Source organism: Clostridium zeae (assembly GCF_017312485.1).
Taxonomy (GTDB): Bacteria; Bacillota; Clostridia; order Clostridiales; family Clostridiaceae; genus Clostridium_AR; species Clostridium_AR zeae.
Window position 1 is genome coordinate 2,013,503 of record NZ_BMBA01000001.1, and the last position, 25,777, is coordinate 2,039,279.

Genomic DNA, 25,777 nt, shown 5'->3' on the forward strand with positions numbered 1-25,777 from the left:
CGAAGTCACCTTTCAACTTAAAATTAAACTAAAACTCTTCTAATAACCTTATTGTTCGATTCTTTACCGCCTATAGGCTGACCAGATGCTGGTACTGCCCTCTCTCTTCCCCAATCTCTGATTGCTTCTATCTTTTCAGGACTTGTTTTAGAAAGTGGAACAACATTACTTAGTGAATTTATTATTAACTCTTCTGAATACTTAAGTTCATCATCAGCAATTAATCTATATGCAACATCCCTTAAAGAAGATTCAAGATCTGCACCAGTAAATCCATCTGTTAAATCAACAAGCTGCTTAATAGTACTCTCATTTAAATCCATTTGAAGATACTTCTTAACATATAATCTAATTATTTCATCCCTCTCAGCTTGGGTTGGTAAATCTACAAAAAATAATTCATCAAAACGTCCACGTCTTAATAGTTCAGAAGGTAGTTTTGAGACATCATTTGCAGTTGCTACTACGAAAACTAACTTTTTGCACTCTTGCATCCAAAACAAAAATTGTCCTACCATTCTTGTAGTAACTCCAGATGAATCGTTTCCTGATCCACCAAGACCTTTTTCAATTTCATCTATCCATAATACACAAGGAGAAAGGTGTTCAGCTGTTTGGAATGCTTCTTTAAGCTGCTGTTCACTCTGTCCAACATATTGTCCTTGTACCGTTGCAAAGTCAAGTCTATATAGTGGTAAATTCCAAAAAGCTGCGATAGCCTTTGCTGAAAGTGATTTACCACATCCAGGTACTCCTACTAAAAGAACTCCTCTAGGTGGTTGAAGTCCACGTCTTCTTAGTTCATCTCTTTTCTCTGGAGTTTGAAGCTTTTTCTTACTGTTAAGCCAGTCTTTAAGCCCACCTAATCCTCCTACATCTAAGATACTTTGTGAAACATCTATTTTCTCAAGCCCTTCTATATTGGAGAATAATTTATTCTTAGCAAAATTTAATTCAACTAAGTCGCTTTTTTTTATTGCTCTGTTTGCAACTAAAGATACAATAACATTTTGCGCTTCAACTTGCGTTACCCCAGTTAAAATAGTTGCAGCTTCCCTAAAATCATTATTATCCCACTCGATTAAAATATCTCTTTTATATGGTTCAACATTTTCATATATGATTTTCAACATTTCTTCTTCACTTGGTAAGTCCAAGGATAACGCCATCCCTAATCGTTGTAGTTGTGCCCAAACCGGAGTAGTTGTTAATGCGATAATTACTCCTCCGTTTTCTTCAGCCAAGGATACGATATCTTGCAAATATCTTGCAGTCATTGTGTCATTATCTATTTCTGCTACTTCTGTAAGTACAAAGGTTAAATTTTGCTTAACCTTCATTTGATCAGCAATGAAATCTAAGGCACCAACTATAGATTTATCTTCATTTACCGATCTACCACTTGAAATGTCATACATACCCTTTGAAAGTGTATGAACAAAAAATGGTAAAGCTAAGTCACTTGATACTTGCTTACAAACTTCTAACGCTCTACCTTTCTCAACAGTATTAAATGATATAAATGGAATTCTAGCAAGTGAATATTGTTTTATCTTACCGATACATTCATTGAAATACATTCTATATCTCTCCTAGATTGTTTATTCTATTTCTTTTTATGATACTTGAAAGCATTCCTGTTCTATCACTTTTACTTGTAGTTTCTAAAGATTGCTGCATTAAATCAGCTTGCTTTTTGATTACATCTATAAACATGTTAACATCACTTTCTGGCATTCCAGGAATTTGTACAAGACCAATTAAGAATTTAAATTCTTTTCTAAACAAAATTAGTGAGTTAGTAAGCAGATTCATATCTCCGCCACTAAAACTAAGCGATCTATTAAATTTATCTGATGCTCTTTTTAATCTAACTTGAATAACATCGTTTAATTGACTTGCAATCCTACCACCAACACCACCAGTTAAATCAATTGAGCCATTCTTTATGCTACTTAGTACTTCTTCATCATGAGTACCTTCTTTAGCTAAATCAAAGCAATGAACCCACTCTAAATATGTGCTTGGACTTTTCATATATTTCTCCTTACTCTTTTAACTACTATTGCAGGTGGTAATAGATTCCACTCTGGAAATGAAGCTGCAAACTCATCAACTGATTCCGTTTTATTTACATTTGTTTTAGTATCATTTACAGATTGTTCTTTTGCTAAATTTCTATTTATAAGTAAATTCTTTTCACTCATTACTCTCATACACCTTCCTATAATACTTGTCTTACTTTATTAGAATTTTGAACAGTTATATATTGTTCTGGTGTTAATTCATTAAGTAAGTCTATAACTTTTTGACTATTTCTATCTTTTTCTGAGTATAGTCTTCTAAAATCAACTACTTCAGCTAAAAACCCATTTAAAATTTGTAGATAGTTAGCTCTTTCATTCTCAATCTGTTCAATTACTGAATTTCTGCCCTTATCTATAGCTTTCTTCTGCATAAAGATATAAATTCCTGTGATAGCAGCAACTATTATAGGTCCAATTATAGTAACAATACTTAAAACGAACAAAATTGCTCCTATAATTCCTGCTGTTATAACTTTTTTATTAGGAAATTTTAGTTTACTCAGCTGCTCAGCTTTTATATTATCCATATAATCGTTTAATGAAGTCTTTAACTCTGCTTCATTTGATCCATCTCTAGATTTATTTTTCCAATCTGAAATTTCTAATTCAACCTCTAATGGAACACTTGCTCTATTTTTAGCAGTTAGATCTTCATAAGCATCCACAATCCACTCTTTTGAAAGTGTAATCGCTAATTTCTGTGTAGTGATTAAAGCTCCTGAGGATTCTGGTGTTAATGCAATACTGGTTAGATGCTGTGAAAAGTCCTCATATTCTGAATATGCTTTAACTTCTTCAGCAAACCTTTGCGTAGCCCTTTGAATATCTCCATTTTCTTCAATTGTTAATTGATTTTTTCTTAGTTTTGTTCTTAATGGTAATTCGTCATTATCATAATTTTTAACTAAGTTATCTAGTATTTCATCTATTTTTGCAGATAGTGATGGTGCATTATTAACTTTAGTGTTAAATATATTGCTGAAGTATTCATAAATATCCTCATGAATTTCAGCAAACTCCAATACTTCCTTCAGCTTTACCCATGTAGGACTATATTTACTTAAAACTGGAAAACTATTTTCATCTATAGTAGCTTTTCTCGCTAAAATAGCACTTTGCCATTGCTCTCTTTGCTTCTCAACAAATCCAGCACTTGAGGATAGTTCATTTAACCAGTCTTTTATCTTATTTATACATATTCCATTTATATCGCCACCAAAAAGTCCTCCAGCAAATGCATCTAAAACTACAATTATTCTTCTTTCCATCTTCTTTGGATCCTGCATCGCAAAATATCTTTCTAGCCAAACTAAAGATCCATCCAGCTTTCCTGCTCTTCTACTAATTAAGCAGAAAAGTAGTGATGTTTTTTCATCATCTCTTCGCATAGCTTCTTTTAAAGCCTTATCTGCAAGTTCTTTATTATCACTAAGCCATGCAGACAATGCGATTAAAGCAGGTGCTAACCAATACCTTGGAGTAGAAATCATCATCTCTTCAGTAGCATTTTCTATAGTTTCTTTCTTTACTATACTAAGGTCTGAAGCTTGCAAAATACCAACTGTATGATTTCTTATGGTTTCATAATTTCCAAAGTTTTTTCTTAGTTCTTGTTCTAGTAAAACAACAGTTTGTTTTGCATCAGCTAGATTTGCAACTCTTTTTGATTCATTAACAAAATTTCTAAACTCAGCTGTTAAATTAGTTAATTCTGTTGCAACAGAATTAACTCTATTATCTACATTGCCAACTTGACTCGAAACTACTTCAATATTCTCAGCTACCACTGCTAAATTATTAGCTAGCTTACTTAAATTATTCTCAATATAATTTAGATTTGCTCTACTTATTGATTGATCCGCCATCTTCACATTTCCCCTTACTTAACTATATTTACAGTTCCATCGGACTTTACTGCACATAAAATATCTGTATAAACTTCAATAAATTTATACCCCCCATGTAAAGCTAAACCTCTAGCTTTTTCCATTAATTCTGGAAGGCTTTCATTTATTAAATAATGAGTTACTATATTTCCCATATAATCTACTGTATGAACATCGTACCTATCTCCTAGATAACACTTTGCTAAAAGTCCAACTAAATGATGTTCTTCTGGTATATCCTTAAACTCATCTTTTATTACGGCTACACAATCATCAAATTGCTTTTTACACTGTTCACACCCGCCTATATCTAACTTCTCAATTGCATCCATGTACTCATTTGACCTTTTAACTCTCAATCTTTTTTCTAAAGTTAACAAATCCATTGCCATTCTTGCACTGCTTGTTGCTTTAATGCTTAAATCTAATTTTTCTTGGCGATTTATGTTATTAGCTAAAATTGGTTTTGGCATGTTGTCCCCCCCTTGATAAGGTTAAAAATATTTTATTTTATGTAACATTATGTATATTTTTAAACTTAATTGTATTATACATTACTACTTCCAATTAAGGAATATAATTGTATAGATTTGTATTTATTAACTATTCACGTAAAATATAGAAGTTAATTTTTTATATAATTTTAGATTACTACTTAAATGAAGCATCAAAAGTAGTAAATGCTTAGTAACTCTTAACTACAAATTCTGTCCTAAAAAATGAATTTGTAATAAATCCATGACTCATTATATAATTAAGTATTTTAGTTTCATCTTCATCTAACGTAACTTCAAAATCTACTGTAATGAAGATAATATTTTACTGCAATTTTAGAATTCTTCTAATTACCCATTTTTTGAAAAACTAGTAATAGAAAAGAAGGAGCTAATTTAACTCCTTCTTTTTACATATAATTTATATCATCTTTTTTATCTTCTATTGCACATAAGGCGACTTAGGATATCCCTCTCTATACTTTCCTCTAGTCTGAAGTCCTCCAATGCCCTTTATGCCTGTTATGGTATTCTCAATGACCTCAGTTATAGAAACCACCTGATCGATTCTTGTATAAGCTACTTTTTCACAGACAAATACAGGATCTAGACAATGTATTAGCACTCGATTTGGGCTTGAGGCGAAGTTTGCACCAGCATCCAATATATCCTCATAACAAGACTGGCATGCTCCCGCAAATATCACTAATTCATCGTAACTGGAATTATAATTTCTTAGGTTCTGAACTGATTGAATAAAATACTTTGAGTTTCTATAATTATTCAGGTCTAGGTAATTTGTTGCATTCTTAATTAATCCATCGTGTCCAGTAAGTACTACTATGTCTGGTTTTATTTCCTTCACTAAATCAACAATCTGCAAAGGCTGGTCCTTTTCTACTATAGCTTTTCCTGTAGCATTGAGATTAAGTTGCTTATAAACCTTCATGCAAGCATCTAAGTATTGAGGGTCTCCATCAACATGAAGTATTCTCCCAGGACGTCCAAAGGTTAACTCTTTTTCCGGTATGATTTTGGGAGACTTGGTTACTCTCGTTATATTTTTATGTCCAACCACCTCCCTTGATACCATTACTCTTTTAATAGTCTCATTTACCCTAGCATTAAAGATTTTATCCTTCTCCGCTATAAATTGCTCATCAACCTCTTCTAGGTCCTCTATCTTTGCATCTGCTATTATTCTTATATTAATACCTTTTAAAACATAATAAACTGCATCATCATCTTCTCTTATATCTATAATCTTAAAGGTTATATCCTTACTATATGACTTTCTTACAACTAAGTCACCGACTTTCATACACTTCTCCTCGCAGCTATGATTTCACATTATATACTATGTAACAAAGCTTCTTTTGTTATAGTCTGGATTAAATTTTTCTTCAAGCTTTTCCTATTTAAAAGCTCATCAAAATATAAGATTATTAACCACTTAACTTCAACACAGTGTTCTACCATATTAAGTCTATACACATCTTTAAAATCGAAATGCTTACACAGGAGATACTATATAAGCAAGCAATTAGAACTAAATGACTTTCGAAGATGTACTAGTGTAAAAACTGTATTATCCAACCGCAGTGAGTTATACAGTTTTAGTTATCTCATTGGAACAAATCATATTAATTCTCTGCGAAGCTTATTAACGTATCTGATATATCTGCATTTCAATTATTAGCAACTAGGTTATGCTTGTTAATACTATTGAAATTAAGGAGGAGCTACGGCAGATGCTATATGAGCGAGCTATTAGAATTAAATGATTTTTTCAGATGGAGTGGCGTAAAAAAACTGTACTGTTCGAACGAAGTGAGTTTGCAGTTTTAGCCACGAAATATAAAAAGATCATATTAATTCTTTGCGCAAGCTCATTAAAACATATAAAGTAGCACCTCCTTAATTTCAACAAGCTGTTCTTACATATTAAGTTTATACTCATCTTTAAAATTAAAATGCTTACACAGGAGATGCTATATGAGCAAGTAATTAGAATTAAATGATTTATGGAGATGAGATGACGTTAAGAAACTGTATTGTCCGAACGTAGTGAGTTATACAGTTTTAGTTATCTCATCGGAATAAATCATATTAATTCTTTATGAAGCTCATTAAATCATCGGAAGTGTGATCATTTCAATTTTAAATAGTTATAACTAAAACAAAAATAAGCCACCATTATTGGTAGCTTAAATTTTTTCTTCCTATTCTTTTTGGTCATACATTTCCTTAAACTCATCAATGAATTTTAGATATATCTCTTTTTCATTGATGATTCCCTCAAGCTTATTGTTAAAGGTGTTCTGTCCCCAGTTGACTTCGTTATAATAGTATCTGTTAGCAAGTCTCCAGTATCTTTGAGGAAATAGCAAAAATCCAAATATAACTCTATATTCTTCATCCTTGAGATTTCCAACTGCGCTATATGATTCTAATATAGCTTTAGCATATTCTATGTTCCAATCTACTCTTTTCAGCACTTTAATCATAAAATTAGCTATGTCGTATGCCCTAATCTCTCGTTTGCAGTAATCAAAGTCTATTACATAAACTTCATTATCATCACCTAATATTATATTATGGTAGGTAAAATCATGATGACAAAAAGATTTATCATTCTCTGCAATCTCACATAAATCAAGGTAAGAGGAGGTTTGCATCACATTATGCGCTCTCTTAGATAGTTCCTTATAGAACTCCATTGATTTAATATAATTTAAGTCGAAGTCACTTTTCTGAGATTTCTTTCTAGTCATATCTCTCATTTTATCTAGAGATTTCATTCGTTTTTCCATTAGATGTGGCCATCTTCCTAGATCACTTTTCAGTTTAGAGTTTTCTGGAGGATCGTATCCTTTTGTAGCTTCATGGAGTAATGCAAGGGTCTTTGCCGCTATCTTAACTTCGTCTAAATTGTGGAAGTCGCACTCTCTTCCTGGTATCCACTGTGAGAGAGTGTATAAGTCTTCATTTACTAAGGCAAAAGGTTCTCCATCGATATTAATCTCATACCTATCAACCTTGTCAAAGCCATTTTTTATAAGGTGTTCCTTGGCACCATATACAAACAATAGCTTTTGTGCACCATAGTTTATCCTTTTTAAGCATTTGTCTCCTTTATTAGATTTTAAATAGTATATCCCTTTATTCGGCCTTAGTGTCTCAATTTTTATATCAAACTGTCTTTCAATTTCAAATTCCCTCATCATAGTGCTCACCTCCTATATATTTATATGTACAGGCGTATCCTTTTATTAACACTTTTTATAATTGCTTAATATAATAAAATATAGAAATGTGAAAGGACTTATATATGAAGATAGCTATAGACGGAAGAGCAGCTAATTGGTATAGAGGAACTGGTATTGGCACTTATACCTATCAACTTATAAATAATTTAAATCAAATAGATTTTTTAAATAATTATTTAATCTTCTTACCTGAAGAATTTCATTTTGAAAAAGAATTCAGAAGCAACTTTAAAACTGGCGTAGCTAAACAAAATGAATCATTTAATTTTTGGGAGGAAATTAGAGTTCCAAATGTATTAAGTGAAAATGATATAGATTTATATCATATCCCCCAAAATGGCGTTGGTCTCTCCAGTAATATAAATTGTAAAAAAGTAATAACCTTGCATGATATCATCCCTTTAAGAATGCCTGAAACCTGTAGTGAAAGGTATCTTAAGATATTTAACGAAGATATGCCAGGGATAATCGAAAAATGTGATGGTATAATTACAGTCTCTAACTTTTCTAAAGAGGATATATATAAAGAATTTAATTTTCCAAAAGAGAAGATTTTTGTAACCCATCTTGCTGCAGAAGACATTTACAAACCTTTAAACAAAAAGGAATGCAAATCTTACTTAAGTAAAAAGTATGGAATTGAAGGTGATTTTCTTCTATACGTAGGTGGTTTTAGCCCTAGAAAGAATATAATAGGACTTATGGAAGCTTATGAACTTTTGCTTCATAAATATAACAAAGATTTGTCTTTAGTCATAACAGGAAAGAAAGGTATATCTTATGACCTTTATAGGGATAAGGCTGAAAAACTTGGAATAAGCTCAAAGGTTTTATTTACAGACTTTATTCCATTAGAAGATATGCCTATATTTTATAACGGTGCGAAGGTTTTTGTTTATCCTTCTTATTATGAAGGCTTTGGGCTACCTCCACTAGAAGCTATGGCTTGCGGAACTCCTGTGGTAGCTTCAACTGAAACTTCCATACCTGAAATTTGTGGTGACTCAGCATTATTAAGTAATCCTTCAAGTACTGAAGATATTTGTCTAAAAATACTTTCAATTCTAGATGATAATGTTCTGCTCAAGACTTTAATAACAAAAGGACTTGTTCACTCTGCTAGCTTCAATTGGAAGAAGACTGCCTATGATACGTTGGATGCATATAGAGCTTTGTAAGATAAGCCTATGTTTAAGAGATCACAAAAAGGACACTAATATTTATTGAATATTAGTGTCCTTTTATTATAAAGTTGCCACTTTATAGCTTTTCATTATTAAACTCTTTTAAGAATTCTTCTCTGTCTTCTCTAAACTCCAGTTTATTTGTAAATCTCGCAAGAAATACATCTTCATCCCAATCTTTATTTTTATAATAGTAGTCTGATACAGCAGTATAGAAATCAGAAGGGAATTTTAATAGAATATATAACAGCTTATATTCCTCTTTACTTAAATTAAGAACACTTGTATAAGCATCAATTATAGTATTAAATTTATCCATGTCATAAGCAAAATTTTTTATAGCCTTTGTTACTAGTTGAGCTATATCCTTAACCCTTAAGTCTATACTACAATAATCAAAATCTATAAAATACGCCTCTTCATCTTTAATCAAAATATTATGATGTGCTAAATCCCCATGACATACTACTATCTTATCTTCTTCTTTACAGAGATCATTGTATTTCGAATCTTTTAACAGCTCTACACACTCTTTTACCTCATCTATATAATAATCAACTTCATTTAAAAACAGTTTATCGAATTCATTCTTATGCCTATAACTTATAACTTGCTCTTTAAGTTTTTTAATATCTGAAAGAGAATACTTAAAATACCCTTCCAGATTACCTAGAGTAATATCTTTTTGATCTAAAGAATAGCTAGTATTAACTTTTCCATTAATGTTCTTAATTATACCTATTGAACTTTTGTGCATCACCGCCAAATCCCTTGCCGAAATAGATAAATCTACTATATTTGAGAATGCACACTCTCTACCTTCAATAAGGTCTAGTAAGGTATATACTCCCCCATCCCATAGAACATACCTATTACCATCTGCAGCTATGTCAATAGTAAGCGCTCTATTGAATGTGTTCTTTATAAACTCTAAGCTTTGTGAAATAAAATTTAGTCTATCAATTGAGTAATCAATTTTCTTTAATATCTTTTTACCCTTAGAAGTTTCCAGTACAAATACACTTCTTACAGGAACCAAATCCGCTACCTCAATAGAAAACTTATTAAAAAGTTCAATGTTAAGATCATATTCGCAAAGATATTTTTTATCTCCATACTTTAACTTTAACATCCTTTTCACCCTTTATAAATTACTTTACTAAAACTTAATCTATATATGCTTAAAAACTCTGTAGGTACGAATGTACCACTTCATAATAAAATTTATATTTTCAAATTATCCTCTCAAAAACCAGAGGAGTTTTGAAAATAGTTTTCAGATTGAAGTGGTATATCTATAGAAATTTTTCCGCAATGTATAAATTGATAGTTATATAGATGTTATACTAAACAATCTCCATCCTTGAATTTTGCAGCAGATAATTTTTCTCCATATTCTTCTGCGCTCCATTTTTTCTTACCTTCCCTTTTTCTTGCACATACCTTCATATACTCATAAGGATAAGAAACCATAGCTTTTATATAAGTTTCACTCATTTCATCAAGACCTGATTTTAAAGCAAAGCTTTCAATAACTTTTTCGTAATCTATGTGTATCCCTCTTCTTTTGATTTTACTTAGGTATGTTATGCAATCCCATTCGACCATGTTAAAGCAAAGCTTTGATGTATCAGCAATACAAATATAATTTTCACATCTCCATAGGTTTGTTTTTTCACAACTTACAATACTTAGCTCATTACTTCTCATACTTCTTTTTATAAGTTCTATATATTCAGTTTCTCCTATATATTTGACACAAGCTTCTGCTTTAAGAAGTATTTGATGTCCACTACTTAATAATTCATTTTCGAAAGCGTCTTTGATGCCTTGTTTTTCTATGTCTAAGAGCATCTTCTTTAGCCTTTTTATATTAATTTTACATTCTTCCATTTCTTTACCGATATTACTTTGGAGTCTCAATAAATATATTCCCTCTCCATCTTTAACTCTATTATGAAAATCACATATTAAATCTATCTGTTCTAAAATATTGTATTCATTATAATTTGTTTGTAGAATTCTTTCCGTTTGATTAGGAGAAATATTTATATTTCTTTTCTCCAGATAATCTTTTAAGGAATCCATGTTCTTTCCTCCTAAAACAAGTGATGTGTGCTTTTCTATAGGTACGTTCTCAAATCATCAACAAACTCTTGTCTTTCTCTTCTATCTTCACTATACTTAGCTAACTTTTTAATGAAAAACTCTTCTCCCCAAGGCTGTTGTTCCCAATAGTATTGAAGCCCTATTTGCCAAAATTGCTGCGGAAATTCAATAAAAGCAGCCATAATAGCTATTTCTTCTGGTAACACTTTTTTATTAGCCTCATAGGATTTTATTATGAAATCTGCCTTTTCTAAATCCCATTTTCCGTCCTTCATAGCTCTAATCATAAGAGAGCTTAAGTCATGCAAATGAGTATCTAATATGCAATAATCAAAATCTATTATTGATATATCATTGTTAGCTTCAACTAATACATTATGATGAGCATAATCATGATGGCAGAAACCTCTTTTTAAAACCTCTTTCTCCATTATTTCAACATAGCTACTTTCCTTAAGATTTTCAATAGAAGCTACAGCTCTTCTTACCTCTTCTTCTATTAATGAAGTATATAACTTATCAAACCCAGATTTTACTGCCTTTTGGCCAATCCTCTTTTTAAAATCCATTATTTCATCAATTCTTGTGCTAAATACATTTGTCCAAGTAAACCATCCTATTCTTGGCTTCATTTCATTTGTTAATGTAAAGCCTTCGCTACATACATGCAATTCGGACAACTTCTCTGCAGCTCTCATAAGATCTATTGGATTATCATAATTGCTTTCTCTAGAGATAAGCCAAGGTGTAAGGTATGCATGTAAATCATCTAGCTTTATAAATTTTTCACCTTTAACTGTATCTATTATCTCAGGCACCTTATTAAAGCCTTGCTTTTGAAGATGTAATATAGCTGACAAGATAAAATAAAAATGAGGATATTGATATTTAATTAATTTCAAACAATACTCCCCATGGTTTGATTTTAATTTGTATATATTTTTAATCTTAATGCATTCTGTTACATCTATTCCGTATTGCTCTTTTATACTAGCTTTTATTTCATCTATATCCACAATGAAACCTCCAGCAAATATTTCATATTATTATATGTACTATGCTTAGACGTTGTTCCAATATATGGATATAACAATGCACCAAAATACTTTTACAGAATATCTATATATTATAGGAATTTTAGGAGAGATTTATATGAGGATTGCTGTTGATGCCAGAGGTATCAATTGGTATAAAGGAACTGGGATTGGTACTTACACCTATAATGTCTTAAAAAACTTACTGAATATAGATTTAGAAGATAAGTACAGCATCTTTTGGTCTGGCCCTATTTCTAAAGAATTCACTGATGATAAAACTGAAGTTATCATGGCCTCTAGAAGACATCAGCGATTTTTTGAAAATATATATTTTCCAAACTATTTGTATGACAAAAAAGTGGATTTATATCATATCCCACAAAACGGGATGGGTCTAAATGACCAGATAAACTGCAAGAAAGTAGTTACTATACATGATTTAATTCCATATATTATGCCTGAGACAGTAGGTAAAGGATACTTGAAAAGATTTTTAAATGATATGCCAAAAATAATTGATAATTGTGATGGAATACTCACTGTTTCTGAGTATTCAAAAAAAGATATTTTAAAATTCTTTCCTATTATAGATGAAGCTAAAATTTTTGTTACTCCTTTAGCTGCAGATACTTCCTTCAAGCCTTTAGATAAAGAAGAATGTACAGCTATTGTTAATAAAAGATTCAATTTCACCAAGAATTTTATATTATATATAGGTGGCTTTAGTTCTAGGAAAAATGTTTTAGGTATCATACAGGCATTTAATAAAATGAAACTAGATACTGATCTTAGTTTAGTAATTGTAGGCTCTTTAAAAGACGAAGGTATAAAACTAATGGATATATGCAAAGAGCTTAATTTAGATAAACGAGTAGTCTTCACTAACTTTGTAGAAGATGAATTTCTGCCAATACTTTATAACGGTTGTGAATTTTTTGTATATCCTTCATTATATGAAGGTTTTGGACTTCCTCCATTAGAGGCAATGAGCTGCAACACACCTGTCATAACCTCAAATGTTACTTCCATTCCTGAAGTGGTTTCAGATACCGCACTACTTATCGATCCATTAAGTTCTGAGGAACTTTACAACGCAATGTCAAAACTTATATCTTCAAAACAACTTAGAGATGAATTAGCCTTAAAAGGATATGAAAGAAGTAAATTATTTAACTGGAAAAAGACCTCTGAAAATACTCTAGAGGCTTATAATAAAATTTTATTACAGAGCTAATCAAACAAAACCATCACATTTAAAATTACAAATGTGATGGTTCATTTTTATTGTGTATAAGTTCCATTTAACTTCATTCATCAATTAATCATCTAAAGTAGCATTTCTTAAATATTCTTATGAATAAAACTTATATATATATTATATCTTTACTATTAACTAAAATTGAGTTGTTCTACAGGAGATACTATATGAGCAAGCAATTAGAATTAAATGATTTTCGAAGATGTAGTAGCGTTAATAAACTGTACTGTTTGAACGTAGTGAGTTTACAGTTTTAGCTATGGAATCGTAGAAAATCATATTAATTCTTTGCGAAGCTCATCAAGTATCGGATGTAGAGCAACTCAATTTTAGGGTTTAAACGCATCATATCTTTAGTTCATTACACTTCCATTTACTTGTACATCAATCTTATTACTTTGCTCTATGTAAGAATCTATCATCTTACTCATATCATAGTAATATTTTTTTCGCTTAGAATTTGTTTCAATAATGGACATCCTAGCCCATAATCTATCGTAATCTAAAAACTCTATCTTCTTATCGATCTCTGAATTAGCATAACTGTCTATATAACTTGGAAAGACTCCATCAGTTGACATATACTTTATAAGGTTTTGTTTATCTGTGAGAGCACCAGCTATAAATTGTTTTAGCAGTTCTATATCTTTCTTATTATTTAAAAATACAGCATTAACCCCTTCCATAATTACAGAAGTATTTCCGCCTGGTTCAAAAGCTGGCAAATCCTTAACAAATAAATTTCCTTCTTTATATACTTTTTCTAAATTCATATAAGTATTACTGGAGCCAAATAATATGGGGGATTTAAAGCTATCAAAATTATTATCTATCCTAAGTACATTATTTTTCTTTAACTCCGATATTAAGTCAATTACCTTAGTTAGACTTTTATTCCCTGAGGTCATGTCTAAATTCTCTGAAGGTACTCCAAGTTGATATAATAACATTTTAACTAACGACTTCTCATCCTCTTCACTCATTACCATAATATTTTCTTTTTTCCCACTGGCTTCATAATACTTTTTCCCTGCATCTATTAGCATACTCCAAGTATTCACAGCATCTAAATTCACATTAAGTTTATGTAGCAGCTCCTTATTACAAAACATCACTATTGGTTTTGTATCCCATGGAAATCCATATATCTGGTTATTTACAGTTATTTCATCTATTCTTCCTTGAGAATAACTCTTTACTCTAGAGCTTACATCACTTGTAATTGCGGTAACCACATTCTTATTAGAAATCAACATATCGTTCAATTCTTGACCAGTTAAAAGTACCAAATCTGGCCTTTTATCCACAGTTTCTATATTATTATTAACACTTTTCATATAAGAATCTTGTTTTATATCATTTACATTAATCTTTACTTTAGGATATTTTTTATTAAATTCTATTACTTGACTCTTTAAGTAATCACTATAAGGAGCATAACTCCAAATATTGTATTCATAACTAGCTTCACTAACATCTTTTACTTTCGAATCTTGCTTACATCCGGACAATAAAAAACTTGTATATAAAACAATCATTAGTATTGCAATGTATCTTCGCATAATTTCACCTCAAATAAACTATCCACAACATTTCCTCTACATAAAGTTTTAATAAGCTTTATGTGCTAAATGCTAGTTAAGGAAATGTTAAAACTTTTTTCTAATATTTGATTCTAATACATTATATCATATACAATTACAATTTCGGAACTAAAACCATTATTTCCATTATGTTCTACTTATGGTTTTGTTCAAGCTCTGTGTTGAAAATAACTAAAAGTATAAGTTTTATTAAGAATTGGTACACCTATAGATAAAAATATATAAATAATTAATATCAAGAATTTAATATCCTTAGCATATAATCTTATGAAGTAATTTTTTTGAGGAAGAATATGATAAAAAATGGAGTTAATATAACTGGCATATGTGATGCTGAGCAACTTAGCAGAATTGCTTGTGAACATATAATAACCTTTTCTCACTGTGATTATATATATATAAATAGGCGAAAGCATCCTTTAAATCAACTAATATCAACTAATTTAGCAGTAGACGTATCTAACAATGAAAAACTAGAATTAAAAAACAAATCCCTATTACTTCTCCAAGGAATAAAACAATTTACTCTAGAATACAGAGATGATAGAAAAAGACGAACAGTTATAACAAGAAACCTACCTTTTACTAAAACCATACTTTTACAGTCTGCTAACTCAACATATAAAAATATTAGCTTATACATCATAGATGCTACTCTTCAAATGCTGAATCAAGAGGTGGTATTAGCACAAACATCCTACTTATTAGCTTTTGATGGGGATGGAATATCTGAAGTTCCTCCAATTATTGTTAATAATAATCCTGTAAATTCTACAAGTAGTAAAGTTCAGGAAAAACAATCATTTGAAGAAAATGTAGAAGTTCCTTCACCAGATAATATAGCAAGTAAAATAAGTATCCCAGAAGAAAATATAGTTATCGATAGCAGTAAATTTGATATAGACGAAGAATTTATATAGGAGGTACACTATGAATTATTGTATTGATGGATTAGCTGCATCTAAGATGCAAGGAACAGATATGTTTTCTTATTCTAGAGAGATTATAAGTCTGCTTAACTCTTCAACTACCTTTGGTGAAATGCATGCAATTTGGGATAGCTTTCCCTTAAGCTTTTATTGGGAAAGGCTTAAAAATATAGACTTTGTTCCTCTAACCATAGATAGAACCAAAAATGATTATTCTAAACTAGTAGATTTTCTTACCGAAAATGATATAAGTATATATCATTCACCTAATAATGGGTTTAGCATGCCTGAAAAAAAGGTTTGCAAATATATAACAACTATACACACACTTTATCCAATGGCAGACAAGAAGAACATAGATGAAAAATATTTAAATAAGTTTATTAAGATGGTTCCATCAGCTTTATCTATAAGCGACTCAATAGTAGTTAACTCTGATTTTACTAAAGATGAATTAATTAATTATTTTGAGGTAGATAAAGAGAAGATTAAGGTTGTATACCCTAAGTGCAGCGAAATATTTAAACCAATGGAGAAAGTTCTATGCAAAAACTTTCTAAAGAGAAATTATAAGATTGATTATCCTTATATGCTCTTTGTTGGAAGCATAACAGAAAGAAAGAATTTAGAACTTATAATAGAAATCTTGAAGCAAGTTAAAACAAAAGAAAATAATATAAAGCTTGTAATCGCTGGTGATGGTTCTGGCAAGAGATCTGTATATTTAAACAGATTAAAAAAACTGATAAATAAATACGGTTTAGATGATAATGTTATTTTCTTAGGACTTGTTAAATACACTCACCTACCAATATTCTACAGCGGTGCTTTATGTGTAATTGATTTTTCTAATTATAACAGCTATCCACTTTCAATTGTTGAAGCTTGTAACTGTAAAGCGGTTGTTATATGTAATAAGACCCCAGTTAACTTAAAGGTTCTTAATAAGTGCGTTGTTTATGCGGGCTACGATGAAATAATTGCTATCGCTGATTTTATACAAGGTATGAATGACAACTCCTCTTATAAAAATCAGATAGTAGCTAAATTCAGTAACCCTTTATCTTCTAGTGATGAACAATTATTAAGCATGTATTCACTATAAATTTTTTACATTTAATTATCTTAAATAAAGACTATAATGTTAATAACTTTATTCATCGAATACTTTGCATCTAAGGTTAAGTTTTATATTTGTGTGAATAAAATATAAGAGAGTATGTTGATTTTGAGTTACTGAAATCACCTTACTCTCTTATTTATTCTAATTCTCATACATTTATAAATATTATCCATCCTAATAGATTTAATCCAATTTGTTGCAATACCTTAGCACATTAATATCATCCACTGATTATAAAGATTTTCAAACTATACTATGCTATAAGCATAGTTCAAATATGTTATCTATTAAAGTATCTCAATATTTATATCTTCCACCTCAGCTTCAGTATTGTCATATATAAAGTCTACAACCTCATTTAGAGAATTGTTTGCATGACTAGAGCTATTACTTACCGTTGCTATTCCTAAAACTAAAAGCTTATGATTGTCCTGATGCTCTACTTCACTTATAGAAACATTAAACTTATTTTTTACCCTTTGAATTAAGCTCTTAGCTACCATCCTTTTTTCTTTTAAAGATTTAGCCCATGGTATTCTTATTGTTACTTCAGCAGTTCCTATTATCATAATATCTCCTTAAAGTACTAAGTTGAAATTAATTGGTTTACAATCAGATACCTTAATGAGCTTAGTGAAAGAATTAATTCCAACAATATTGTTAAACATAATAAAACTTTATATGAACTCAGCAATCTAAGTTGTGTTTTAAATAATATATTTGTCATTTATTTTATCTAGATTTAGTATTTACATTCCTTTTCCGTTATATTCTTTTTATAATTAGGCTTTACACTTACATCGATATTTAATCAATAATACTAATCTTACGCTTCACTTCATAAAAATCATTTTTTTAACTTTAAATACGAGAGCCAAACTGTAACAGCTATAATCAAAAATATCAATATCGTTAACTGAATCCATTTTTTATTGGCTAATAATCTGATTGCTAAAAAAAATGATACATAGTAAAAGACGACTTTAGAAATATCATCCTCAAAATATAAAATTAAACCTATAGCCCCAATTAAATATATAACTGAAAACCACTTTGATTTTACCACTCTTTCTAAACTTTCCATTCAATACTCGCCACCTTTTTTCACTCAAATAAAAAACTCTCAAAGCCTTTATCTATAAGCTTTAAGAGTTATTATGGTAGCCCGTAGGGGGATCGAACCCCTGATTCCACCGTGAGAGGGTGGCGTCTTAGCCACTTGACCAACGGGCCAGGTACAAATAATATTGTACCACTTTTTCTCATTTTTGCAACTATATTATTTAAATTTTATATAAAATTTTCTTTTTATTATATTTTTTCTAAAATGATCTCCCAATTATCATTAATGAGTCCGTAAGTATAATTATCATTATATTCACCAGTCCTTCTGTCAAAGTCCTGCTTTTTTCTATGTCCCTCTCTTTCAAAACCTACCTTCTCACACAGCTTTATAGATGATGTATTTTGTGCATTGATGTTAGCTTCTAACTTGTGTATACCAAGAAAATTAAAAGAAAAATCTACCATCCATTTTAGAATATACTGCATTATTCCTTTGTTTGTATAATCTTTATTAAGTACGTATCCTACTTCGGCTCTAGAATCCAACACACTTATATTAAAAAGTGCAATAAGGCCTATTACTTTGCCTAACTTTTTATCTTCTATAGCCCAGTCTATTCTTTCTCTTTCCTCATACATATCATTTAGCTGTTCAATAAATTTTTTTGCACTACTCTCATTTTTTATGAATAGAGCTCTATCGTATGTCATTATATCTTTATTTTCGTATATATCTATTATATCTCTAGCATCCATTTTACTAAGCTTTCTTAACTTATAATCTTCTGTTTCCAGCTCTATAAAATCGTTAAATACATTCTCCACATTATTTAGTTTAAAACGTGCAACTAAAGGCATAATTACCTCCATTAAGCCCTTTTTTTATATGTATGCACCATTCTTTACTTTTAGAACAAAAGAACTACTTTAGTAAAGTAGTTCTTTAATATTAACTAATTTTTATCCTAATTGATTTTATAATAAAACTATGTCTAGGATTATTATTGAAATTAAAGGTCTATTATTTCTTTAATCTAAATCCAAAGGTTCTCCATGGCTCTAGGTAGTCAAGTAAGAATAACTCCTCTTCTACAATATGCCCCACTACATTAGTTTTGCCATAATTCTTCATAGGCTTTAAGGCAACTTGAAGTTCACCAGCATATCTTGTATAAAGATCTGAGTCGATTAATATATCTCCTCTTTCCATATCTGGAGTGTTGTATGGAGGGAAGCCGTGTCCTTTATACTTTACTCTACTTTGAGTACTTCTCACCATATATTCTGATACATCTCCACGATTGAAGTGATATTCTTCCAAAACTATTTTCTTTTCGATGTCAGATATATTTTCTTCAAGCTCAACATCAAATTCTAGCATTTCTTTATTAACTTCACTTAAAGCTTTTAATTCTTCCTCTGAAGCAAATGCATTTGCTATTATAACATCATCTATAAGTCCAGTAGCAAATAAGTGCTTTGCTTGAACTGCTATTGGGAGAGTTCTATGTTCTTCTAGTGTGCAAAGTCCTTCTGATACCGGCCATGGACCATGATTTGCAGTTTCAGAATTCACAAAAGCTGCTGTTTTAAGCCCAAATTCTCTAAATTGTATAGAACATTTTAAGAAATGTTCATAGGATAAGCCAGTATAAACATGTGGATAGAAATTATGACATCCATATAAGTTTTCTAAATTAGGTTTATAAGACATTATATTATCAACATATTTAGTACCACTACTCATATTTAGTTCTATTTTAAGACCGTATTTATTGTAGGTCATTAAAGTTTCTTCCATACCGCTAAAGCCCATGTCTAATCTTATACCGTCAAGTCCCATTTCTTTAAATATTCCTAAGTCATGTATTGTAGCGTTTAGTCTTTTAAATACAGTTGGATCTAAATCTGCAATTACTTCCATATCATTATTTTTAGCAGCTGATACCACTTGCTTAAATTCACTTACTGTCTCATCTATATCTTTATCTGTTGAGATAAGACATGTAAAAATTCTTTTATAACCGTATTTACCAGCTAAATTTATATATTCTATTATTTCTTCAGTACTTTGATGACCTGGATAAACTGATATGCCTAATCTTTTCATTTTATTTTTCTCCTTTATTCAAATGATTTTCTATATATATAATAAGCACCTTTTGCAGGTGACATATCCTCATCAATAAAGCTTATAAGGTTTAATCTTTGTTTTAAATATTCTTCAAAGGAATTTCTTAGTATTTTTGATTTTCTTATAGCTCCACCTACAAGCCCAATACTGCAACTATCAAAGTTAAGTTTTTTGTATACACATTCTGTAGTCTTTGCAAGGCTTATCCCTTCAGTTATTAATATATTTCTAGCAGCTTCATTTCCTTTTTCAGCCTCTTCTGAAACCACAGCTGCAAGCGATGCGATTTCATCCTTGGTTTTAGAGTAAACAAATTCTACTATTTGTTCTGCTTCATTTATATTTAAATAATTTAGGATACTTAAACTTAAATCACTGAATGGCAATTTATAATCTCTTTCAATAATTATAAGCTTAAGAGCTTCAATAGCAATTTTATAAGCACTTCCTTCATCACCTAATAGATTTCCCCAGCCTCCAGCTCTTTCGCTTATTTTATTGTTTATTCCAAAGCATATGGAGCCAGTACCTGCTATAGTTAGAATCCCATCTTCACCTTTTAATAGTGCTTTTAAGGCTAACTCGCCATCATTCATAACCTCACATGGAACCTTGAAGCTAATTTCTAGGACTTCCTCTACAAGTTTCGCATTATTGCCAAACTCAGAACCTGCTAGTCCCAAATATATATACGCTAAGTCTTCTGTACCAAAGGCATCAGTTATATCTTTAATTGAAGCCTCTATGTTGTTTAAAGCTTGTTCCTTATCATTTAAAAGATTACCGAAACCCTTAATTGACGACTTTATTATATTTCCTTGCATATCGAAAGCAACAGCTTCTGTTTTAGTGCCTCCTCCATCAACCCCAATAACATACTTCATAAACTCATTCCCCCTTAAGTAAAATAAACTTTCTCTATTATAAACACCTGTATAGATGTATGTACCAGATAAGATCAAAAACTATTGTAGAAAACTTCTCTTACTTATATGATATATTTCTAAAATAACTTTAGCAATACTTTATATGTAATTGTTAACATGAATTATTTTCTTATTTAGAAAATAAAGCACCGATACTATTAAAAAGGGGGGAATTTAATAGTATCAGTGCTTCTATTTAAATGTATAAAACTTAGCCTATTGTCATAAATCTAATTCTTTGCTTTTATTACCTCAGATTGCTTTATAAGGTCTTCAACTTCAAATAATTATTGAGTTTGCAATGTTAACTGTAGATTTACTTCTTTTCCGTCTCTAACTACAGTAATACTAACCTTATCTCCAGCTTTATGAGCATCTCTTAACTTGTTAAGTTCATCAATTGTTTTAACTTGTTTTCCTTCAAACTTTGTTATAACATCGCCAGTTTGTATTCCTGCTTTTTCTGCCGAAGAGAAATCAGATATACTAGTAACATATACACCTACTGGAAGATTATAAGCCTTTGAATCTTCATCAGTTACATTTTTAACTCCTATTCCTATAACTATCTTTGGTTTAGAAAGAGAGTCTAAGCTATCTTTAGCATGATTTATAGGAATTGCAAACCCTATACCTTCTACACCTGTTTCTGATGTCTTAGCTGTATTTATTCCTATTACCTGTCCCTTAGAGTTAATTAATGGACCTCCACTGTTACCTGGGTTTATTGCAGCATCTGTTTGAATGTAAGTTGCTTTAGTTCCACTTATATCAATAGTTCTTGCTGTAGAGCTTACAATTCCCTTTGTAACTGTTCCTACAAATTCTTTTCCTAATGGGTTTCCTATAGCTATAACTTCTTCACCAGATTGAATAGCATCTGAGTCTCCAAGTTCAGCAACTGCAGGTACCTTAAAGCTATCTGTAACTTTAACTACTGCTAAATCTTGATTTGCATCATAATTTAACACTTTCGCATTTAGCTCTTTCCCATCACTAAGTGTTACTTTAACCTGTGTAGCCCCAGATACAACATGATAGTTCGTTAATATATAACCTTGCTCATTGATTATAAAGCCAGTTCCAACACCCTCTTGTTGTTGCTGTTGTTGCTGCCCAAAGAAGTTTTGAGAACTTACTACACTCTTAGTAGATACTGTTACAACTGCAGGTGATACCTTCTTTACTACATCTGTTACACTCATTGCTGTAGTTGAAGTTGGAAACTTAGGTGGATCATATGTTACATTTTTTATAGTAGTACCTCCATTAGCTGAAGTAGCTAAACCACCATTTCCTTTTTGTAAGTAATACAGAGTTCCTGCACCTACCCCACCACCTATTACTGCACAAACCAATGCTCCTGCAATCAAAGCAGCTACTTTTCCTCTTCCTTTTCTCTTCTTTGGTACATTGTCATTGATTGGTTGAGTATATTCTACCGTCTGCCAATTTGTAACAGGCTTATTGATTTGTTTTTGTTCATCATTATTTACAAATACAAAACTTTGGTCATTTGTATTATTATAATTGTTATCATATGTGCTATTTGAGTTGCCCTCTAAATTATTGTCAAAGTTATTATAACTGCTAGTATTATTTAAGTCATCCGTAAACTTGTTTTTGTTTTCATTATTAAAATCATCATTAAAGTTATCCATCTATTATCCCTCCTGATGTGAACTTATCTCATCTCTATGTTTTTATAATAAGGCCTTTCTGTGACAATTTAATGACAACTACAATATTTTTATTTTTTACTATTTTGATCTTGAAGCTTCTTTATCTGCTTATATTTTTTTGCTACAGCCTTTATCTGATTTATTATTATTTCACTTGAAGTTTGGGAAGTTACCTTATCTTTATTATTCACCGTCTTTAGATCAATCAAATCAAGCTTTGATAACTTTGACAAATCTTTTTGCATATTTACATCATTATTTTCATTGATTATCAACGAAAGCGGCTTATCTTGTATAAGCCCCTGATCTTGGGAATTACTTTTCCCGTTCACAAGATTATTAAGTTCATTTTCGTAGGCACCATTATAATTACGTCCCAACCTATGATATGCAAATTCGTCTTTATCATAACCACTTAGCTCGTCCAAAAAAGCCTTATTATCTTTTAATAAATTAAATTTTTCTAAAAGATCAGTTAGTCCTATATATGAACCAACATGTAAAATCTTTTCTTTTGTAAGAAGACTACTATATTTTTTAATATTTTTTTCATCTGAGAGGGTCTTTTCATTAATTGGATCTATTAATACCATTCCAGCTATATTTTGTGGAAAAATCTTTGCAAAATTAGTCATAACAAGACTTCCGTATCCTTCTCCCACTAATATGTAAGGGCCACTTACCCCTGCCTTTTTTAAAACCAATTTAAGATCCCTTGCTTGATCTTCCACGGTTTTTTTAGAACTTGAATCATTAAATCCATAACCTTCTCTATCATACATAAATATACTTCCATCAAATCCATCGTTCAATCCACTAATTACATTTCTCCACTGTGACATGCCAAGTCCTGCATCTCCATCTAAAATAACAGTATAATCTCCGCTGCCATAAACATCGTAACTAAACTTTTCACCGTCTATTCTTACATACTTTCCTTTAGGCTTTATTTTAGAATCCATTATCTTTGTATCGATTGTTTTATATATGAATCCAAAAAGCAATACAGCCAAAAGCAAATAAACAAATATCTTAAATATTTTAAATGGTTTTATAGGATTCTTTAAATTTATCTTATGAAAACTGTTTGAGTACGGAATAAAACTCATGTAAGGCCACCTGATTACCTTTCGCCAAGTTTAAGGTTTGGTTTTGCATTTAAATCCATTGCTGAAATATGTCCTTTGATATACTCGAAATAGGCTGCACTCCCAATCATTGCAGCATTATCAGTACATAAAACTGGTGCTGGAAATAAAACTTTAATTCCTTTTTTGCCAGCATTCTCTGTGAGTTCTCTTCTCAAGGCGCTGTTAGATGCAACACCACCAGCAATTGCTATCTTATCAACATCTTTTCTTTTACAAGTTTCTATTACGTTTTCAGTTAAAACATCTATTACAGCTTGTTGGAAGGAAGCTGCTACATCAGCTTTATTTACTTCTTGCCCTGTCATATCCATCTTATTTAGATAATTAAGTACTGCAGATTTTACTCCACTGAAGGAAAAATCTAAGCTATTGTCGTGAAAATTTGCTCTTGGAAAGCTTATAGCCCTCGGATTTCCTTCTTTGGCTAGTTTGTCGATTTTAGGCCCCCCTGGATATCCAAGTCCAATCGCTCTTGCTACCTTATCATAAGCTTCTCCAGCAGCATCATCTCTTGTTTGTCCTATAACTTCAAACTTACCAAAATCCTGAACATGAACAATAAAAGTATGTCCTCCTGATACAACCAAGCAGACAAAAGGTGGCTTTAAATCCTTATGCTCTATAAAATTAGCGCATATATGTCCTTCTATATGGTTTACCCCTATTAGTGGCTTATTTAACGAATATGCCAAGCCTTTTGCATATTGCACACCTACTAATAAAGCCCCTACTAGCCCCGGTCCATAGGTAACTCCTATTGCGTCTATATCATCCAGGGTAACCTTTGCAACCTCCAAAGCTTCTTCTACAACTGAATTTATAACCTCAATGTGTTTTCTTGATGCAACCTCTGGCACTACTCCGCCAAACTTTGTATGTATATCAATTTGTGATGAAATTATATTAGAAAGGACTTCTCTTCCATCTGCAACTACTGCTGCTGAAGTTTCATCACAACTGCTTTCTATTGCTAAAATTAACGTTCTGCTCATGTTTACTACCTCTTTTATTAATAAATTCATTAAGTATTATACTTGATTGACAAATGATTATCAACGAATTAGTGCTGGAAAACAATTAATTAAGAATTTGTTCAGAAATTCTTAATTAATATATTAAAAATAGCAAACTAATGTTCTTTTTTAATTTGTAATAAGTTACTTTATAGCTTAAAATATATTATATGCAAGTGACGCAAAAAGGAGATTTAATTTAATGAATAGTTCATACGCAAAAGTTATGGTACTAGGTTCACCTATATCAAAATCAAACTTTAAACTTTTTAACGCCAATGGTAGAGCAATATTGCCTTATAATAGTGGACATTATCATGATAGATATGCATTGTATGAGGAAGAGATAGCTTATCAAGCCAGATCTCAAAATCCTAATGTTGTTATCGAAGAAGGTGTGATAGCTGTATTAAAAGTATATTATAAAAGTTCTAAGCGTCATCCTGATACCAACAATATAACCAAGAGTATATTTGATGGAATTGAAAAAAGCGGATTGATAATAAATGATGCTCAGATAAGACGTATAATAATTGAAGAATTTTATGATAAAAATACTCCTCGCTTTGAACTTGAACTTTTTGGTGAAAGTGAGTTTGAAATGGAATATAAAATTAAGAAAAGAAAAGTACCTGAAGAAAAAGTAATTTACTCTCCTCCATCTAACAAAGCAAGAGTTTCAATCAATAGTTCATCAAAAAAAGAAACTGAGGCCTCAGTAAACTCATGCTCCATATGTGGAAAAAAGATAAAAGGTAATGACTACATAACTGCCAATAAAGGAACATCTATAATATGCAAGGCTTGTTTAGGGAGAGGATTCTAA

General features: G+C 30.9%; 23 protein-coding genes and 1 tRNA gene. 5 read left to right on the forward strand and 19 right to left on the reverse strand.

The window, feature by feature from the left end:
• Positions 1-23 precede the first annotated feature (23 nt).
• From J3477_RS09205 to J3477_RS09235, 7 genes are all read right to left on the reverse strand, one after another.
• Positions 24-1,580 carry an AAA family ATPase gene (locus J3477_RS09205; protein ID WP_206869520.1) on the reverse strand — a complete coding sequence of 519 codons (1,557 nt, stop codon included), beginning with the start codon at positions 1,578-1,580 and terminating at the stop codon, positions 24-26.
• Position 1,581: 1 nt separating this feature from the next.
• Complete coding sequence (locus J3477_RS09210; protein ID WP_206869521.1) at positions 1,582-2,037, reverse strand: hypothetical protein; 456 nt, start codon at positions 2,035-2,037, stop codon at positions 1,582-1,584.
• Positions 2,034-2,207: a hypothetical protein gene (locus J3477_RS09215; protein WP_206869522.1), complete on the reverse strand. Its 174-nt coding sequence runs from the start codon at positions 2,205-2,207 to the stop codon at positions 2,034-2,036. The genes J3477_RS09210 and J3477_RS09215 overlap by 4 nt, the downstream gene beginning before the upstream one ends.
• A 17-nt stretch (positions 2,208-2,224) precedes the next feature.
• Positions 2,225-3,952, reverse strand: coding sequence for a hypothetical protein (locus tag J3477_RS09220; RefSeq protein WP_206869523.1), 1,728 nt, complete (start codon positions 3,950-3,952; stop codon positions 2,225-2,227).
• A gap of 14 nt (positions 3,953-3,966) precedes the next feature.
• On the reverse strand, positions 3,967-4,446 hold the full coding sequence (locus J3477_RS09225; RefSeq protein WP_206869524.1) for a hypothetical protein: 480 nt from the start codon (positions 4,444-4,446) through the stop codon (positions 3,967-3,969).
• Between the two features lie 463 nt (positions 4,447-4,909).
• Positions 4,910-5,788, reverse strand: a complete 879-nt coding sequence (gene yabG / locus J3477_RS09230; RefSeq protein ID WP_206869526.1) for a sporulation peptidase YabG — start codon at positions 5,786-5,788, stop codon at positions 4,910-4,912.
• Positions 5,789-6,689: 901 nt separating this feature from the next.
• Positions 6,690-7,694 carry a CotS family spore coat protein gene (locus tag J3477_RS09235; RefSeq protein ID WP_206869527.1) on the reverse strand — a complete coding sequence of 335 codons (1,005 nt, stop codon included), beginning with the start codon at positions 7,692-7,694 and terminating at the stop codon, positions 6,690-6,692.
• 104 nt (positions 7,695-7,798) lie between these two features.
• Between J3477_RS09235 and J3477_RS09240 the strand changes: the two genes are divergently transcribed.
• Complete coding sequence (locus tag J3477_RS09240) at positions 7,799-8,914, forward strand: glycosyltransferase family 4 protein (protein ID WP_206869529.1); 1,116 nt, start codon at positions 7,799-7,801, stop codon at positions 8,912-8,914.
• An 82-nt stretch (positions 8,915-8,996) separates the two neighbouring features.
• Here the strand turns inward: J3477_RS09240 and J3477_RS09245 are convergent, their stop codons facing one another.
• The 3 genes from J3477_RS09245 to J3477_RS09255 all read right to left on the reverse strand — a co-directional run bounded on the left by J3477_RS09245 (position 8,997) and on the right by J3477_RS09255 (position 12,045).
• Complete coding sequence (locus J3477_RS09245; protein ID WP_206869532.1) at positions 8,997-10,052, reverse strand: CotS family spore coat protein; 1,056 nt, start codon at positions 10,050-10,052, stop codon at positions 8,997-8,999.
• Positions 10,053-10,261: 209 nt separating this feature from the next.
• Positions 10,262-11,008 (reverse strand): hypothetical protein, encoded by a 747-nt coding sequence (locus tag J3477_RS09250; RefSeq protein ID WP_206869533.1) that lies wholly within the window; start codon positions 11,006-11,008, stop codon positions 10,262-10,264.
• A gap of 35 nt (positions 11,009-11,043) precedes the next feature.
• Positions 11,044-12,045, reverse strand: coding sequence for a CotS family spore coat protein (locus tag J3477_RS09255; RefSeq protein WP_206869535.1), 1,002 nt, complete (start codon positions 12,043-12,045; stop codon positions 11,044-11,046).
• Positions 12,046-12,181: 136 nt separating this feature from the next.
• On the opposite strand from J3477_RS09255, the gene J3477_RS09260 reads away from it, so the two are divergent.
• A complete protein-coding gene (locus J3477_RS09260) occupies positions 12,182-13,300 on the forward strand; it encodes a glycosyltransferase family 4 protein (protein ID WP_206869536.1) in 1,119 nt (372 codons plus the stop codon).
• Between the two features lie 377 nt (positions 13,301-13,677).
• On the opposite strand, the gene J3477_RS09265 is transcribed toward J3477_RS09260, so the two are convergent.
• A complete protein-coding gene (locus tag J3477_RS09265) occupies positions 13,678-14,886 on the reverse strand; it encodes an ABC transporter substrate-binding protein (RefSeq protein WP_206869537.1) in 1,209 nt (402 codons plus the stop codon).
• A 335-nt stretch (positions 14,887-15,221) separates the two neighbouring features.
• On the opposite strand from J3477_RS09265, the gene J3477_RS09270 reads away from it, so the two are divergent.
• Together J3477_RS09270 and J3477_RS09275 are read left to right on the forward strand one after the other, a co-directional pair.
• Entirely contained in the window at positions 15,222-15,848 is a 627-nt protein-coding gene (locus tag J3477_RS09270) for a hypothetical protein (RefSeq protein WP_206869538.1), read from the forward strand.
• Between the two features lie 10 nt (positions 15,849-15,858).
• Positions 15,859-16,962: a glycosyltransferase family 4 protein gene (locus J3477_RS09275; protein ID WP_206869539.1), complete on the forward strand. Its 1,104-nt coding sequence runs from the start codon at positions 15,859-15,861 to the stop codon at positions 16,960-16,962.
• 305 nt (positions 16,963-17,267) lie between these two features.
• Here J3477_RS09275 and J3477_RS09280 read toward each other — a convergent pair whose 3' ends face one another.
• From J3477_RS09280 to tsaD, 8 genes are all read right to left on the reverse strand, one after another.
• On the reverse strand, positions 17,268-17,549 hold the full coding sequence (locus tag J3477_RS09280; RefSeq protein ID WP_183278859.1) for a DUF503 domain-containing protein: 282 nt from the start codon (positions 17,547-17,549) through the stop codon (positions 17,268-17,270).
• 589 nt (positions 17,550-18,138) lie between these two features.
• A tRNA-Glu gene (locus J3477_RS09285) sits at positions 18,139-18,213 on the reverse strand.
• Between the two features lie 78 nt (positions 18,214-18,291).
• Positions 18,292-18,903, reverse strand: a complete 612-nt coding sequence (locus J3477_RS09290; RefSeq protein WP_206869541.1) for a GNAT family N-acetyltransferase — start codon at positions 18,901-18,903, stop codon at positions 18,292-18,294.
• Positions 18,904-19,066: 163 nt separating this feature from the next.
• Positions 19,067-20,155, reverse strand: a complete 1,089-nt coding sequence (locus tag J3477_RS09295) for a DUF871 domain-containing protein (RefSeq protein WP_206869543.1) — start codon at positions 20,153-20,155, stop codon at positions 19,067-19,069.
• 14 nt (positions 20,156-20,169) lie between these two features.
• Entirely contained in the window at positions 20,170-21,063 is an 894-nt protein-coding gene (locus J3477_RS09300; RefSeq protein WP_206869545.1) for an N-acetylglucosamine kinase, read from the reverse strand.
• A gap of 329 nt (positions 21,064-21,392) precedes the next feature.
• Positions 21,393-22,766: a S1C family serine protease gene (locus J3477_RS09305; RefSeq protein WP_206869547.1), complete on the reverse strand. Its 1,374-nt coding sequence runs from the start codon at positions 22,764-22,766 to the stop codon at positions 21,393-21,395.
• An 89-nt stretch (positions 22,767-22,855) separates the two neighbouring features.
• Positions 22,856-23,896 (reverse strand): alpha/beta hydrolase, encoded by a 1,041-nt coding sequence (locus J3477_RS09310; protein WP_206869550.1) that lies wholly within the window; start codon positions 23,894-23,896, stop codon positions 22,856-22,858.
• A 14-nt stretch (positions 23,897-23,910) separates the two neighbouring features.
• Positions 23,911-24,930 carry a tRNA (adenosine(37)-N6)-threonylcarbamoyltransferase complex transferase subunit TsaD gene (tsaD, locus tag J3477_RS09315; RefSeq protein ID WP_206869552.1) on the reverse strand — a complete coding sequence of 340 codons (1,020 nt, stop codon included), beginning with the start codon at positions 24,928-24,930 and terminating at the stop codon, positions 23,911-23,913.
• 223 nt (positions 24,931-25,153) lie between these two features.
• On the opposite strand from tsaD, the gene J3477_RS09320 reads away from it, so the two are divergent.
• Positions 25,154-25,777: a RusA family crossover junction endodeoxyribonuclease gene (locus J3477_RS09320; RefSeq protein WP_206869554.1), complete on the forward strand. Its 624-nt coding sequence runs from the start codon at positions 25,154-25,156 to the stop codon at positions 25,775-25,777.